Source organism: Streptococcus sp. HMSC056C01 (assembly GCF_001811305.1).
Classification (GTDB): Bacteria; Bacillota; Bacilli; order Lactobacillales; family Streptococcaceae; genus Streptococcus.
In genome coordinates this window covers 41342-56989 of sequence record NZ_KV804192.1, presented here as the reverse complement: position 1 = coordinate 56989, position 15648 = coordinate 41342, and the positions used below count along the sequence as shown (strand labels likewise).

The following is a 15648-nucleotide window of genomic DNA, read 5'->3' as shown; positions in this document are numbered from 1 at the left end:
CGTCTGATACCCATCTCATAGGCATAGAAACCTTCGTAGTCCTGATCCTTGGCAAAACGAATGGCATAATGCTGAGGATTATAGGACTGAATCAAGACCTGTCCTGCTTTCTCAGCTCGACCTGCTCGTCCAGCTACCTGGGTCAAGAGTTGGAAGGTTCTCTCAGAAGAACGGAAATCAGGCAGATTCAAGGCTGTATCCGCATTGAGAACACCAACCAAGGTCACATTTGGAAAATCCAAGCCCTTGGCAATCATCTGGGTTCCTAGCAATATGTCCGCTTCACCATTGCCAAATTGTTCAAGTAGAGCTTGGTGACTGCCTTTTTTACGAGTTGTATCTACATCCATTCGCAGAATGCGAGCCTCTGGAAAGAGTTCAACCAGCTCATCGTAGGCCTTTTGAGTTCCTGTTCCATAGTAACGAATACTGCGACTCTGACAGTTTGGGCAGACATGAGGAATTTCCTTCGAAAAACCACAATAATGACAGTTCATAGTCTTAGTGTCCATGTGGAGCGTCAGAGAAATATCACAGTTTGGACAGGTGTCCACGGTCCCACATTCCCGACACATGACAAAGCTAGAATAGCCACGGCGATTGAGCATGAGAACAACCTGCTCTTTTTTATCCAGTCGATCTTGAATGGCCTCAATCAGTGGTGGTGTAAAGTTTGATGTTTCATTTTGCCCGATATAATCACGAAAGTCAATGAGTTGAACTTCAGGGATACTTGCTAAAGGATTGGCACGTTGAGTTAGGCGTAGATGTTGATAAACACCCTTACCAGCACGCGCACGACTTTCTAGACTCGGTGTTGCAGAACCAAGGACTAATGCTGCTTGATTGTACTGCGCTCGTAAAAGAGCCACATCTCTAGCATGGTAACGTGGATTGCTGTCTTGCTTGTAGCTGGCCTCGTGCTCCTCATCGATAATGATTACCCCTAGATTTTTCAAAGGTGCAAAAATGGCAGACCTAGCACCAACAACTACCTGGGCTTCTCCTCGCTCCACCTTGCGCCATTCATCATACTTCTCACCATTGGACAAGCCAGAGTGGAGAATGGCAACTTTCTCACCAAAACGAGCAATAAATCGCTCGGTCATTTGAGGTGTCAGAGAGATTTCCGGGACTAGAACAATCGCTGTTTTTCCCAAATCCAAAGCCCCTTGGATAATCTGCAAGTAAACCTCCGTTTTCCCACTTCCAGTGATTCCTTGTAAAAGAAAGGGAGGGTGTTTCTTCCCAATCGCTCCAACAACCGCCTCACAGGCTTCTTTTTGTTCTGGATTTAACTCTAAGGATTGGCTAGCCTCAATGTCTTCAAAATAAGCCGCTGAACGTTGGACTTCTTTTTGCACGATGGTGATAGCACCGTGATCCACGAAGAAATTGACTTGTTCGCGTGAGTAATGTTCTAACAAATCAGCCAAAGGAACTGTTTCAGGATGTGCTAATAAATATTCTCGCAGTTCCAATTTCTTCTTGGCACGATTTGAAATTTCTAGCTTTTCTAACTGTTCAAGATGAACTTCAACCCAAGACTGCGTCTTAACCTTCTTCTGATCCACAGCCTGGTACTCTAGTTTTAAAAGCCCTTTTCGAGTCAATCGCATCATCTCAGCCTGCTTTTCTAAGTCTAGAGATGAAAATGCTAGAGACTCCTGTGAACCGAATAAGCGTTCTCTATCTTCTTGACTTAAGCCTTCCAGAGGATAGAGGATCTTATCATAGCTAGAGTTCAAAAATCCAGGGAGCATAGCTTTTAGAATGGAAATTTTGTAGGAGAAGACTGATTTACGTAACTCCTCTGCTAGCCAGAGTTGTTCCTCTGTTAAAACTGGAGAAAAGTCAAGTACCTCGGCAATCTCTTTCAAATCTTCGTCTGCCACATCTGCATCAGATTGAGACTCCATTCCAAGAACAATACCCTGAATCAAGCGATTGGCCTTCCCAAAAGGTACATGAACTCGCATGCCAACTTCCAGCATCCCCTCAAATTCCTCTGGAATCTTGTAGCTATAGGGCTGGTCTGTCTGCATCAAGGGAACATCTACAATGATTTTTGCAATAGCCATATCCTCACCTCCTTCTCTTCTTAAATCTTTTCAATTGAGTGAGTATTCTTGCAATAGAAAAAATAAGATTGAGTCCCCCCAACCTTAAATTTTTTCACCTTCTTCTTTTTCTTTCGCGATTTGCTCTTTGATTTTCTTTTCTTCTTCTTCTTTCAATCGTCTTTCTTCTTCGATACGACGGCGAACAGCTTCGCGTTTTCCTTCTGGATCTGGGTGGATGGTTACATTCCCAGATTCAATCTCTTCCAAGGCACGAAGTGTAGATTTTACAGATTTAAATTCTTGAGTTGGAGGTGCTCCAGCTTCTAATTCGTGAGCACGTTTTGCTTCCAAGATTACGAGTGAATATTTTGATGGTACCTTATCAAGCAAGGTATCGATAGAGGGTTTAAGCATCATTTGTTTGTACCTGTTTTCTAAATTTTATCGAATAGTCGGAGACTTTGGTAGCATATCCTGATAGTGACCAATCACACGGTCCACACGGAAATGTTCTGCTTCAATCACACGTTTTACACGTTCTGCGGCAAGAGGAACATGGTCATTGACAATGGCATAGTCATACTCACGCATCAAAGCAATTTCTTCCTTGGCTTTTTCGATACGCTGAGCAATCACTTCTGCACTATCTGTACCACGGCCTACGAGACGGTCTTGCAATTCTTCCAAATCTGGTGGTGTCAAAAAGATAAAGACAGCATCTGGAACTTTTTTCTTGACCTGAAGAGCTCCCTGCACTTCAATTTCAAGAAAGACATCGATTCCCTTATCAAGCGTTTCATTTACATAAGTCAGAGGAGTTCCATAGTAGTTACCCACATACTCTGCATACTCTAACATTTGCCCTTGACGGATCAATTCTTCAAATTCTTCCCGTGTACGGAAGAAATAATCAACACCATCTACTTCACCTGGACGTTGTGCCCGCGTTGTCATAGATACAGAATATTGAAATTGATTTTCAGAACTCTCAAAAATTTCTCGTCTAACCGTTCCTTTTCCAACTCCTGAAGGACCTGAAAAAACGATTAGTAAGCCTCGGTCTGCCATTATATCTCCTTTGGATAGTTTGTGAAATGACTTGAAAATTTCTGTAAGATTATATATCTAAAGCCATTTCTGCTCGCTACAATCTTTCTATCTAGTGTAACAAAAAAGCAGTAATTTTTCAACTGCTCTTTCTTATTTATTTTGCATAATCAACTGCACGAAGTTCACGAATCACGGTTACCTTGATATTTCCTGGGTAATCGAGATTGTTTTCGATTTTCTCACGAACTTTATGAGATAAGATTGTGACCTTGTCATCCTTGATTTGACCTGGATTTACCATAATGCGGATTTCGCGACCAGCTTGAAGGGCAAAGCTATTTTGAACTCCTTCAAAGCTATTCGCAATTTCTTCAAGGTCATGGAGACGTTTAATGTAGCTTTCGAGTGACTCACTACGAGCTCCTGGACGGGCTGCGCTTAAGGCATCCGCTGCAGCAACGATAACTGCGATCACACTTTCAGGTTCTACATCTCCGTGGTGACTTGCAATGGTGTTGATTACAACTGGATGCTCTTTGTACTTGCGAGCTAACTCGGTACCAATCTCAACGTGGCTACCTTCTACTTCACGGTCAATGGCTTTACCAATATCGTGAAGGAATCCCGCACGACGAGCAAGGGTAGCATTTTCACCAAGTTCGCTGGCCATAATACCAGCCAACTTAGCAACTTCAATCGAATGACGCAAGACATTTTGTCCGTATGAAGTACGGAACTGCAAGCGACCCATGATCTTCATCAAGTCTGGGTGAAGGTTCGGTGCACCAATTTCATAGGCTGCGGCTTCACCATATTCACGAATCTTGTTATCAATCTCTTGACGATTTTTCTCAACCAACTCTTCGATACGAGCTGGGTGGATACGTCCATCCTTAAGCAAGGTTTCCATCGTCATACGGGCAATCTCGCGACGGATAGGGTCAAAACCTGACAAGGTTACCACTTCTGGAGTGTCGTCAATGATAACATCAACCCCTGTCAAACTTTCAAAGGTACGAATATTACGTCCTTCACGACCAATGATACGACCTTTCATAGTATCATCAGGCAGATGAACCGTAGAGTTGGTAGACTCAGCCACATACTCACCAGCAATTCTCTGCATGGCTTGAGACAAGATGTCCTTAGCCAATTTGTCGGAACGTTCCTTAACTTCTTGCTCAGCCTCACGAATGCGACTAGCAATTTCCTTAGTCAAGTTTTCCTCTGTCTGGGCCAAGATAATGTCTTTTGCTTCCGACTGAGTCAGAGTTCCAATACGCTCTAGTTCAGCTTGCTTTTGTTTCTCAATTTCTTCTAGTTGCTCTTCACGTACATCAAGGTTTTTTGCTCTATCAGAAATACTTTGTTCTTTTTGTTCAAGTGTTTTTTCTTTGTTCTACGTTCTGATTTAAATTCAGCGTCCACTTCTTCACGGTATTTTCTGGCTTCTTCTTTGGCCTCCAATAGTGCTTCTTTTTTAAGAGACTTGCTTTCGCTCTTAGCTTCATTGAGTAATAAATCCGCTTCGCGCTCAGCTTGTCCTCGTAAATTAGTTGCTTCTTGTTCAGCATTTAAAAGCATCAGCTCTGCAGCCTCTTGTGATGATTTCATCTTGACTGAGATGCTGACATATCCAATGACTAAACCAATGATGACGGCAAAAACAACTATAACAATCGCCATAATTTCCATGTTTTTACCTCAATTTATTTGTTTATCCGAATGATATGCATTCTTATACATTCTACCATAAAAAATCATTTTTAACAAACCTTAAATTGAGGTTGTTTTGGACATTTCAAGTCTAAAAATCCTTATTTTCCCTAATAAAATAGGCTATTCTCCCTAAGTAAATTTTTAAAGATTTTTTTAGAAAAAAATAAGTTAAAAAGCCTACCTTTCAGTAGACTCAGTTTGATTCGATTTTAATTGGCACTCGACCAAAATTTTGTTCTGCGATACTTGGGTGTCCCAGTTGATAAATTTGGTCTGCCTTTTGAGTCATAGCATCCCAGGGCTCTTTGCCGATTCGACTAACTAGATGGACCTGGTCTTTCAGAGACTTGAGGTGTTGTCTGCCTTTTTCGGTAAAACCAAGGACATGAATACCTTCTGGAAGGTCACTTTCTCTGGCTTGTACCAAGATATAGGTCAAGAGGCGTCGCACACGCGCCTTGGTGTAGCGTTTGGTAGCAACTGCGTCGACTAATTCTTCAATAGACTGAACTGTCTTTATAGCATCCTTGATGCGCACCGCCATTTCTTGATTGACCTGATAAATGCTAGTTAGGTCCGGATTTGACAAGATTTGATAGCGAAGCAAAGGATAATAATCTTCCCAGTTTACCTTGCTAGCATTTTCAAAAAGGGCAACAGAAGGCATAAAGCGTTCTATGAAATCTTGGTCATTTTGGTGCTGACGAAGAGCTGTCGCCGAGGCAAAGTCCACATCCTTGTCCACAGAATGGTAACCCGCTCCCTGACGTTGAATTGGATGAAGCTTGATCTTTCGCCCCACTACCGCCTTAGCATATGCTAGAGCAAGGACATGATTGGGCGTATCACCAGAAAAATTAAGACCTGCAAATTCCTTCCACATAGCTTGGGTTTTCTGGGGATAAGAAAGAGAATCAGGTAAATTATCCACAAATTTCTCCATCTCTTGACCACGTTCTGAGTATAGGTCAGCAATTTTCTGATAATCCAGAACTTCCTCTGTCCCAAAGGCTAAGGTATCAATTCCCAAACGAGCCAAGATAGCCACTGCACCTTGGCCAAAAAAATCCGCCGCTTGGACACTGACTAAAAAGGGCAATTCCACTACCAAATCCGCGCCATGTTCCAGCGCCATCTGAGCCCGTGTCCACTTATCAACAATAGCCGGCTCGCCCCGCTGCATGAAATTCCCAGACATGGCCACAATTTTCAATCCCTCCGCCTGTTCCAGCAGGTATTTGTGTCCATTATGAAAGGGATTGAACTCCGCGATAATACCTGTGATAGTCATGGTAATCTCCTACTTCTGCGCCACAAAAAACCAACGGGTACTGGTTTCTGTTGGATCCTTATCCTCAAAGTCCGCAAAGAGTTTAAAGGATTTAAAGCCAGCCTGCTCCAGCAGAATATCATAGGTTAAGACTTCATAAGTACGCTCTTCATGGACTTCATCATGACGACTAAAGGAACAGTCTGCTTCCTTGACAAAGAAGGTCAGTTCATGCACGATTGAGTGAGGAGCTTCGTCCTCATAGGTATCCCAAAGCATAGCGAAGTCTTCCGCATTTTCATGATAAGAATAACCTGGGAAGACCTCATCTGTCTGGTAAGTCGAATGCACATCAAAGATAAAGACGCCATCTTCATTGAGGGCATTGTACACTTCCTTAAAGACGTCTCCAACCTCCACTTCATCTTGCATGTAGCAGATAGAGTCCGAATAACAAGTGACAAAATCGTATTTACCAGCCTTAGATAAATCCAGCATATTGCCTTCAATAAAATCAATCTTTTGCTTGGCTGAAGCCGCTCTCTTTTCAGCAATCTTCAACATATCCGCACTCAAATCAAGTCCAGTCACATCAAAACCAGCTTGCGAAAAGCGAACGGACTGGATGCCTGTCCCACAAGCCAATTCCAAGAGTTTCTTTCTGTCCTTGGTTTTAGGCAAATGGCGTAGCGAAAAGTCCGTCCATTTGTCGTATAAACTATCATCCATAACTGCATCGTAAACAGCCGCAAAAATTTCATAAGTCGCCATAATCATGATACCAAGAGCGTCCATGGCAAACACCACTCGCCCTTTACCTTTCAATCAATTTTTCTAAAATAAGCAAATAAAACCCAGTTGACTGCAACTGAGTTCAATTGTAACGCTATAGTCTTTTCGTTTGCTTTTAGTACTAGGCAACGAATTGCAGGCATAACTAGAGTTAGGCAAAATGAGTTAACGCCGTAATAAAAGATAAAGGAAAAGACTATAAAGTTTCTGAGAGATCTACAGAATTAGCCTCATGCCAAAGTTTTTCTAGATTATAGTGGACACGCATTTCTTCTGAAAAGATATGCACAACGACACTGCCGAGGTCTAGCAAGACCCAACCTCCAGCTGCATCACCTTCGACATGGCTGCCTTTAAAGCCTGCTTCCGCTACTTTTTCACGAATATTGTCAGCGATAGCATCCAACTGACGGCTATTCATTGAGCTAGTGATAACAAAGTAGTCTGTCACACTGGTCAATTCTTGTACGTCAAGTGCGAGGATATCCTCGGCACGTTTCTCATCAGCCGCTTTCACGACTAGTTCTAGTAATTCTTTTTCGTTCATTTAGTCCTCTTTCTAGAAAATATGTTTGTAATCTAGGACATCTGCAAAGCGCTCCTCCCAAATGCCCTCATAAAATTCATTTATCGTTTCTGCTGGAATGTCATCGCCATCAAACGTTGTACAAGTTCCTTCTGGAATAATAAGCTGATAGCCATATTCAAAGGCAACCTTGACAGAGGTATCCACACAATATTCTGTCTGCATACCACATAAAACTAATTTTTCAATTCCCTGTTTATCCAAGTATTCTTTTAAACCAGTTTCTTTGAAAATGCTGTTATACTTCTTCTGAAAGACCTTTTCATTAGGTTTTCGACTTAAAAGCTCAGATAACTGCCAATCTTCTGATGTTTGAGCTGCAGAGTTCTCAATATGTTGAACATAGATAATTTCGATATTCTTGCTTCTAGCCTGGTTTTGTAAATAAGAAATTTTTTCCAATAGACTTTTTGTCTGAAACCCAGTTTCCACTAAAATATTCTGAACATCAATGATTATAAAAGCCGTCTTCATTTAGTCCTCTTTCAAATAGTGCACATAGGCGTTATAGGTTTCAAGGGTTTGGGGATAGATGGGAAATCCCAGGTGAGCTAAATGCTCCACAGTACGAGCTGTTTCGTAGGCCACCGCCTTATTGAGCGATAGTTCAGCAATTTCACGCGCCTCATCTACTCCTGGAAAGGCACGATTGTGCTCGATGTAGTCTGCGACGTAGATAACCTTATCAAGGTCCGTCATCTGACCAGCTCCAACTGTATGAATTTCTATTGCACGAAAAATTTCAGGATCTTTCAAATCTAAATCTTCCTGAATCTTGTAAATTCCTACCATCCCATGCCAGACATTATTGCCCCAGTTTTTAAGGTCAGGGTCTAGCTGATAACGGTTAATCAAGTCTATAAATTTCTGATCTGACAGTTTTTTAGCATAGTCATGAAGGAGACCAGCTAAACCAGCCTTCTCAACATCTATACCGAAACGTTGAGCTAATTCAATAGCTGCACGCTCCACACCCAGACAATGGGTTAGGCGTTTCTCGGGTAGAATCTCTGCCATTTTTTCCAACAATTCTTCACGCGAACAGTTGATATAGTCTTGGTATGCCATCAGTAAAGCCCTTCTTTATCAATATAGTCTAGTACAGGCTTAGGTAGGAGAAAGTTAGGTGTGCGTCCTTGGGCGATGAAATCACGCACCATGCTGGATGAAATATCCATGAGAGGCACATCCACCCAGATAACTGGATAAGAAGTCCCTGCCTTGTAACGTGGACGCTGAACCCCCACAAACTGAACCAAATCGACCAATTCGTCAATTCGATACCACTTAGGCAGATAGTCTACCATATCGGCACCGATAATGAAATAATAATCTGTATCTGGATTCTTCTCTGTTAAAAGCTTCATGGTGTCGTAGGTGTAGGAAACTCCCTTGCGTTCTAGCTCGATTGTCTCAATAGCTAAACCTTCGATTCCTTCGATAGCCAATTCAAGCATTTTGAGACGGTGGGGTTCAGGAATGGTTTCCTTTTTATCTACGTGAGGTGGTTGGTATTCAGGCATGAGCAGAACCTGGTCCAATCCCAACTGTTGGCGCACTTGATCTGCAACAATCAGATGGGCATTATGAACGGGATTAAAATTTCCACCCAAGATACCGACTTGTTTGCGTTTTTTATCCTTGATTTCTGGCTCTAACTCCACTTTGATAAAGGGAGTTAATAATTCAATTGCCATAGGTTAATCTCCTTTAGTCTTCTGTAAAAACAGCTTTTGGGAGTATCGTTCTTAGATTTCTTTAACTTTTTTAGAAATCTTGCGATTTTCTTTCTTGCTTGATTGTTTATACAAAATCAAGATGCGTCCGATTTTTTGGACTGTATCCACACCGATTTCTTCTTCCAAGATTTCAGCTACTTCGTGGATATTTTCATCTGTGTTTTGCAAGAGAGTAACCTTGATCAATTCACGAGCGTCAAGAGCCTGACGAACGCTGGTTTTGATTTGGTCGTTGAGTCCATTTTTCCCGATTTGAATGATGGGCTTGAGGGTGTGTGCCTGGCTGTTGAGGAAGGCACGTTGTTTCGATGTTAATGACATATTCTTTCTTCCTTTTTTGATAGTTATTTTAGGTGGGGGGGGACGGTCGGAACTAATTTTTCAATGATTTCACCTTTGAAAAATGGATTTCCGGACCTCACAATTGAGCCTAGGTCTCAATTGTGCCCCTTGCCAATCTATGGATTGGCAATCACACCACGGCAATAACTATCTTTTTATGAGCTCACTTTGTTCGCTCAGTGATTTTATTTTAAATAATTGCTTTTCGTGTGACGACTGCGACGCCTTCTGGGGCCCAGACAGCGACTTTGGCGGTGCCTGTTACGCGAATCCAGCCGAGTCCTGAGATGACTAGGTCTGTCTTATCCTTGATGGTAAATACATGTTGGACTAGTTTTGGAAAGTCTTCTTTTTCCTTGGTATTTGGTGGCGTGAGGAGAGTTCCAAGGTGCTTATCGTAAAAGTCACTCGCTCCTTCAAGCTTGGTACGGTGAAGTTTGAGTTCATTGTCAAAGAAAGCTGTAAATCCTTGCTTTTCTCCTGCAATGAAATCAAAGCGTCCCAAGCCACCTAAAAATAGGGTTTGTTCAGGGTTTAGCTGATAGGTTTTTGGCTTGATTTCCTTTTTAGGGCTGATATACTTGAGATTTTTGGCCGTCAAGTAGTGAGCCATCTGGTGACGATGGATAATTCCAGGCGTATCGTAGATATAAGAACCATCATCGAGCGGAATTTCAATCTTATCTAGAGTTGTCCCTGGGAAGCGTGAAGTTGTGATGACGTTCTGGTCACCCGTAATTTCCTGGATAATAGCATTGATAAGAGTTGATTTCCCAACGTTGGTCACACCAACTACGTAAACATCACGTCCCTTACGGTAGTGCTCGATCTTGTCAATGACTTCCTTAATGGCATGCTTATTTTGTGCAGAAGTTAGGACGACATCGACTGGACGAAGACCCTCCTCATGGGCACGTTCCATGAGCCATTGGCTAATTTTACCAGGCTTAACAGACTTAGGAAGGATGTCTTTTTTATTTCCAACCAAGAGCACATCATTACCTGACACAAAGCGTGGCAATCCTGGGATAACAGAGCCATTGAAATCAAAGATATCAATCACATTGACCACCAAGGCATCGCTATCTCCAACCTCGTGCAAGAGTTTGAGGAAATCATCATCTGTCAACTGAACATCAGTGATTTCATTGTAGTGACGAAGACGGAAACAACGCTGGCAATAAACTTCTCCAGTTTCCAAACCTTTTTCAAGTGCTGACTGAGGTGTAAAACCTAAACCAGTCTTATCTTCCGTCTGAATGATTGCTCCACAACCAATACAGAGAATTTCTTCCATAATTAGATTCCTTTTTTATATGTAATCGGTCCGTACTTTTCAGCGATTTTTCTCATCACACGACGCTCACGCGCTCGGTTAATCTGAGTCTTAATAGAGTCGTGCTGGACCAAGGGTTTAACCAAAATCGAACGAATACCTGCTCGGTGGGCTGCTCGAATATCCGTCATCAGCTGGTCGCCTACCATGACCACTTGGTCTTTTTCATAGTGGAAATGTTTCATGGCACGGTTAATTCCTAAAGTAAAGGGCTTCAGTGCCCAGTAAACATAGTCAATATCAAATTTTTCAACTGCTCGTTTGACACGTTTGGGAGTATTGTTAGATACCACAATGATACGAATCCCAGCATCTCGGAGGTCATGCAACCATTGCTTCATCTCTACTGTTCCATCTGGATTATTCCAAGCAATCAGGGTATTATCCAAATCAACCAAAACAGCCTTGATCCCCTGCTCCTGCAGGCTTTGGACTGTCAGATCATAAACTGCTTCTACAGCAAAGTCTGGCATGTAGTTTTCAATCACCATTTTGGCTCCTTTTCTTTTATTTTCTAGTAATTTTCTTCAGCCATTGAGATAAGGCTGCCCATAAAATCAAGCTAGCCATTAAGATATAAATCCAAGCATTAGGCTCTTCTGTAAATGGTAGAGGAACATTCATTCCGAAGAAACCTGTAATAACCGCAAGTACTGCTAGTAAGACGGAGATAATAGTCAAAATTGACAAACTATCATTCAAGTTATTGTTTAGGATGTTGTTGTAAGAAGCTGAGAGTTGTTGCAAGACTTGAGAAATCAAGTCTGTCATAGACACCAACTGATGGGCTTCAATCATGGCATCATCAAACTGCTCTCGTTCGACATCATTAAATCTCCGATAAAGAGCATGGCCCTGGATATGTTCCAAGAGGAGTCGATTTTGTTTTGCCGCTGCTGTCAAGTAAACCATACCTGTCTCCAAGTCAGAGAGGGCGAAGAGATTTTTCTTTGTTGTAGTTTGACGTAGCAAGGCACTAATTTCGTCCTTACTTTTATCCATCTCTTCAATGACAGGATAATAAGCGTTACTGATAATCTCTAAACCAGCAAAGAGAAACTTGTAAATAGAAAGCGACTCATGGCTATCCAGATAAGCTAACATCTGATCAATGACATAAGCATTCTTATGGTTGCTGATGGTAATCATTCGTTTGTTTTCAACGATAAAGGTCATGGGAATCGCTTCATAGTAATCCTTGTCCTTTTCTAAATCCAGAACATTGTAGATAAAGGTCACAGTCCCATTCTCACGGTTATAATCCATATGGGCACGTTCATTTTTATCCAGCGCATATTCGATGGTTTCCTTATCTAATCCGTAGATTTCAGATAAATCTTCAAGATTTTTAATTTTTTCTACATCTAGGTTGATCCAAACACAACCATTTCCTAATTGCTTATCTAAAAACATCGTTTCTCCTTTACCAAACTCTTTCTATTGTACCATAAATCAAGTAAAATTTCAGTTCTCTTCTTTTCTTGAAAAATTGCTAACCACAGTAATATTGCGGTTAGGAACAAAGTGAAGGGCTTGGTCGTCACTTCTCAGTTGAGTCGTCCGAATTCCAACACTGACAACTTTACCTGATACAGTAATAGGACCATTGGTCAAAACAACCTCATCTCCCACATCCAACTGACGTTCAAAGAGAATAAAGAAGCCGTTGATGACGTCTGATAGAAAGCCTTGTGCTCCCATACCGATAGCTACCCCAGCAATCCCTGCACCTGCAAGCAAGCTAGAGACAGGTAAACCTAGAATGGATAAAATACAATAAATCAAAAAGAAATAAAGTGTGTAGTTAAAAATGTTTTCAAGCAAACGAGAAATGGTCTTTTGTCTACCTGCATCACGATTTGAAAACTTAAGTGAAGGTTTAACAATCTTTCCTACAGCAACATGGAGGAACTTTTTAGCTATGTAAAATAGAAGAATGAGAAGTAAAAGAGAAATCACCTTGGTCAAGAGATTCTCTAAAACAGTTGTTAGATCTAATTTATCCAAATAACGTTGAAAAAATTCTTGCATATAAAACTCCTTTTCTATCCATTATACCATAAATCCTTCCCAGCCATCCTTTTCATAAATATTCATTAATTCCAATGAAACTTATAACTCACTTGCTTTTCAAGCATATTTATACTATAATCATAAACAATACACAAAAAAGGAGACCTCTATGAAAAGAATCATTCGTGCTTGGAACAAAACAAATTTGATCAAACGTATCGGAATCGGAATGGCCTTGGGAGCAATTCTAGGTCTACTCGTTCCTAATCTAACTGGCATTGGTTTATTGGGAGATTTATTTGTAGGAGGACTAAAAGCTATCGCTCCTATCCTGGTTTTTGCTTTAGTCGCTAACGCCCTTTCCCAACACCAAAAAGGCCAAGATAGCAATATGAAAAGAGTCATTTTCCTCTATTTGCTGGGGACTTTTGCTGCGGCTCTTGTAGCAGTTTTGGCTAGTTTTCTCTTCCCTGTTCAGATGGTCTTGAGTAGCGCTAGCACAGAAGTTACTCCTCCAGACGGTATCGGACAAGTGCTCAGCAATCTTCTGCTAAAAATAGTAGATAATCCTGTCCACGCCATCATCGAAGCTAACTATATCGGAATTTTATCTTGGGCTATCGTCTTTGGAGTTGCCATGCGAGAAGCTAGCAAAAATAGCAAGGAACTACTCAAAACAATGGCCAGTGTGACTTCAAAAATCGTCGAATGGATCATCAACCTTGCGCCATTTGGTATCCTCGGGTTAGTCTTCGAAACCATCTCTGGCCAAGGTATCGCTAGTTTAGCAAATTACGGAATCCTACTCGGACTTTTGATTGCCACTATGGTTTTCGTTGCCCTAGTGATCAATCCTCTGATTGCTTTTCTCTTTATCAAGAAAAATCCATATCCCTTGGTGTGGAAATGCTTGCGTATCAGTGGCGTTACAGCCTTTTTCACCCGAAGTTCCGCTGCTAATATCCCTGTTAATATGAAACTCTGTGAGGATCTAGGTCTTAATCCAGATACCTATTCTGTCTCTATCCCACTTGGATCAACTATCAATATGGCTGGAGCTGCTGTTACCATCAACATCTTAACCCTAGCTGCTGTCAATACCCTTGGAATCTCAGTTGATTTTGCAACAGCCTTTGTACTCAGTATCGTTGCAGCCATCTCTGCCTGCGGTGCTTCAGGGATCGCTGGAGGTTCACTCCTACTGATCCCGGTTGCCTGCAGCCTCTTTGGGATTACCAATGATATTGCTATGCAGGTTGTAGGTGTAGGTTTCGTCATCGGTGTTATCCAAGACTCTTGCGAAACAGCCCTCAACTCTTCAACAGATGTCCTCTTTACAGCAGTAGCCGAATTTTCCTCTGCTCGCAATAAATAATCAAGGCAAGCCTATTTAGGGCTTGTTTTGTCTGGTTTCTATCAATTACTTTAGGAAATGTCTCATGTCTATCACCCAACGTACTTTTAAACTCGTTCTGGCAACCTGTTTAGCCTGTGTTCTAGCCTACTTTCTGGATTTATCTTCAGCTGTTTCTGCTGGGATCATCGCCCTTTTGAGCTTATCGGATACCCGTCGAAGCACCATTAAGCTGGCTCGCAATCGTTTATTTTCAACCCTTCTTGCTCTTTTCATTGGCGTCCTTTCCTTTCACCTGACTGGCTATCACATCTGGAGTTTTGGTCTCTATTTGGCTCTCTATGTCCCTCTGGCCTATAAACTTGGCTGGGAGATTGGCATTACCCCGAGTAGTGTCCTGGTCAGTCATCTCTTGGTTCAGAAGTCTACATCACCTGATCTGCTAGTGAATGAACTCCTCCTATTTCTGATCGGTACAGGATTCGCCTTGACTGTCAATCTTTACATGCCTTCTCGGCAAGAAGAAATCCATCTCTATCATCTCAAGGTAGAAGAAAAACTCAAACACATCCTACAACGTTTTGAATATTATCTTGGAAAGGGCGATGGTCGTAACCGTGCCCAACTCGTTGAAGAACTGGATCAGCTTCTTGAAGAAGCTCTCAAACTGGTCTATCTTGATCACTCTGACCACCTCTTTCATCAGACCGACTATCATATCCACTATTTCGAAATGAGACAGAGACAGAGTCGCATTCTTCGTAATATGGCTCAACAAATCAATACCTGTAATCTAGCCGCAAGCGAAAGCCTAATCCTTGCCCAGCTATTCGCTAAAATTGCGGATCAACTCAGTCAGACCAATCCTGCCAACGATTTATTAAATGATATTGAAAGCTACCTGCAGGTATTTCGCAATCGTAACCTCCCTAAAACAAGGGAAGAATTTGAAACACGCGCAACCTTACTTCAACTCCTGCGCGAATTGGAAAACTTTATTCAACTGAAAGTTGACTTCTATCAACGCTATTCTGAAGAGAAAAGCAATCTATCATAATCAAAAAACTTCTATTAGCCAAATAGTTGCTAATAGAAGTTTTTGTTATTTTAGGATTCGAATTGATAATTAGTGTTTTTTTCGAATCGACATGAGACTGATATCTCGTAAACTAAAGTACGTGAGGACCAGCATGGCTACTGTGATAAAGAATTCTGTTGGTAGCTGAAAGATTTGCAGGATGGACAACATAAGCAAAATCACGAGGGAAACGAGACCAAAAACAAGAATTACAATATTAACCGTTCCCTTGATACTTTGAGGTGTCGCAAATATATAGAGTAAGAGTAATAAAATCCCTATGATTAAATAGACCATTTTCTGCTC

Annotated in this window: 17 protein-coding genes and 1 pseudogene; 2 read left to right on the top strand and 16 right to left on the bottom strand. The window is 41.6% G+C overall.

The features are described 5' to 3' along the window. The 15 genes and pseudogenes from HMPREF2795_RS02865 to HMPREF2795_RS02795 form a co-directional block, all read right to left on the bottom strand. A partial coding sequence (locus HMPREF2795_RS02865) for a primosomal protein N' (RefSeq protein WP_261675640.1) occupies positions 1-2081 on the bottom strand: 2081 nt, incomplete at its 3' end. Positions 2082-2165: 84 nt separating this feature from the next. Then, a complete protein-coding gene (gene rpoZ / locus HMPREF2795_RS02860) occupies positions 2166-2480 on the bottom strand; it encodes a DNA-directed RNA polymerase subunit omega (RefSeq protein WP_007554975.1) in 315 nt (104 codons plus the stop codon). 24 nt (positions 2481-2504) lie between these two features. Then, positions 2505-3131, bottom strand: a complete 627-nt coding sequence (gene gmk, locus HMPREF2795_RS02855) for a guanylate kinase (RefSeq protein WP_000775049.1) — start codon at positions 3129-3131, stop codon at positions 2505-2507. Between the two features lie 136 nt (positions 3132-3267). Then, positions 3268-4808: pseudogene (rny, locus tag HMPREF2795_RS02850) on the bottom strand (ribonuclease Y). A 217-nt stretch (positions 4809-5025) separates the two neighbouring features. Continuing rightward, positions 5026-6123 carry a nucleotidyltransferase gene (locus HMPREF2795_RS02845; protein ID WP_000156369.1) on the bottom strand — a complete coding sequence of 366 codons (1098 nt, stop codon included), beginning with the start codon at positions 6121-6123 and terminating at the stop codon, positions 5026-5028. 9 nt (positions 6124-6132) lie between these two features. Next, a complete protein-coding gene (locus HMPREF2795_RS02840; protein WP_315940713.1) occupies positions 6133-6873 on the bottom strand; it encodes a class I SAM-dependent DNA methyltransferase in 741 nt (246 codons plus the stop codon). Positions 6874-7090: 217 nt separating this feature from the next. Further along, positions 7091-7441: a ribosome silencing factor gene (rsfS, locus tag HMPREF2795_RS02835; protein ID WP_001003028.1), complete on the bottom strand. Its 351-nt coding sequence runs from the start codon at positions 7439-7441 to the stop codon at positions 7091-7093. Between the two features lie 12 nt (positions 7442-7453). Then, positions 7454-7954 (bottom strand): cysteine hydrolase family protein, encoded by a 501-nt coding sequence (locus tag HMPREF2795_RS02830; protein ID WP_000844693.1) that lies wholly within the window; start codon positions 7952-7954, stop codon positions 7454-7456. Continuing rightward, the gene (yqeK, locus tag HMPREF2795_RS02825) at positions 7955-8548 is read right to left on the bottom strand and encodes a bis(5'-nucleosyl)-tetraphosphatase (symmetrical) YqeK (RefSeq protein WP_075228179.1); all 594 of its coding nucleotides are present in this window, start codon (positions 8546-8548) and stop codon (positions 7955-7957) included. It lies immediately after the preceding gene. After that, the gene (locus HMPREF2795_RS02820; protein WP_075228178.1) at positions 8548-9177 is read right to left on the bottom strand and encodes a nicotinate-nucleotide adenylyltransferase; all 630 of its coding nucleotides are present in this window, start codon (positions 9175-9177) and stop codon (positions 8548-8550) included. Before HMPREF2795_RS02820 ends, yqeK begins: the two co-directional genes overlap by 1 nt. A gap of 51 nt (positions 9178-9228) precedes the next feature. Continuing rightward, positions 9229-9540 carry a ribosome assembly RNA-binding protein YhbY gene (gene yhbY, locus HMPREF2795_RS02815; protein WP_000060171.1) on the bottom strand — a complete coding sequence of 104 codons (312 nt, stop codon included), beginning with the start codon at positions 9538-9540 and terminating at the stop codon, positions 9229-9231. 211 nt (positions 9541-9751) lie between these two features. Further along, positions 9752-10858: a ribosome biogenesis GTPase YqeH gene (gene yqeH / locus HMPREF2795_RS02810; RefSeq protein ID WP_075228177.1), complete on the bottom strand. Its 1107-nt coding sequence runs from the start codon at positions 10856-10858 to the stop codon at positions 9752-9754. 2 nt (positions 10859-10860) lie between these two features. After that, complete coding sequence (locus HMPREF2795_RS02805) at positions 10861-11388, bottom strand: YqeG family HAD IIIA-type phosphatase (protein WP_049529952.1); 528 nt, start codon at positions 11386-11388, stop codon at positions 10861-10863. 16 nt (positions 11389-11404) lie between these two features. After that, on the bottom strand, positions 11405-12310 hold the full coding sequence (locus HMPREF2795_RS02800) for a magnesium transporter CorA family protein (protein WP_075228176.1): 906 nt from the start codon (positions 12308-12310) through the stop codon (positions 11405-11407). Between the two features lie 51 nt (positions 12311-12361). Then, complete coding sequence (locus HMPREF2795_RS02795; RefSeq protein ID WP_001154834.1) at positions 12362-12928, bottom strand: mechanosensitive ion channel family protein; 567 nt, start codon at positions 12926-12928, stop codon at positions 12362-12364. Between the two features lie 151 nt (positions 12929-13079). On the opposite strand from HMPREF2795_RS02795, the gene sstT reads away from it, so the two are divergent. Both sstT and HMPREF2795_RS02785 read left to right on the top strand, forming a co-directional pair. After that, on the top strand, positions 13080-14285 hold the full coding sequence (gene sstT, locus HMPREF2795_RS02790; protein WP_075228175.1) for a serine/threonine transporter SstT: 1206 nt from the start codon (positions 13080-13082) through the stop codon (positions 14283-14285). A gap of 64 nt (positions 14286-14349) precedes the next feature. Beyond that, complete coding sequence (locus HMPREF2795_RS02785) at positions 14350-15321, top strand: aromatic acid exporter family protein (protein WP_075228174.1); 972 nt, start codon at positions 14350-14352, stop codon at positions 15319-15321. A 69-nt stretch (positions 15322-15390) separates the two neighbouring features. Here the strand turns inward: HMPREF2795_RS02785 and HMPREF2795_RS02780 are convergent, their stop codons facing one another. Next, on the bottom strand, positions 15391-15639 hold the full coding sequence (locus HMPREF2795_RS02780) for a DUF3165 family protein (RefSeq protein ID WP_000262656.1): 249 nt from the start codon (positions 15637-15639) through the stop codon (positions 15391-15393). Positions 15640-15648: the final 9 nt, after the last annotated feature.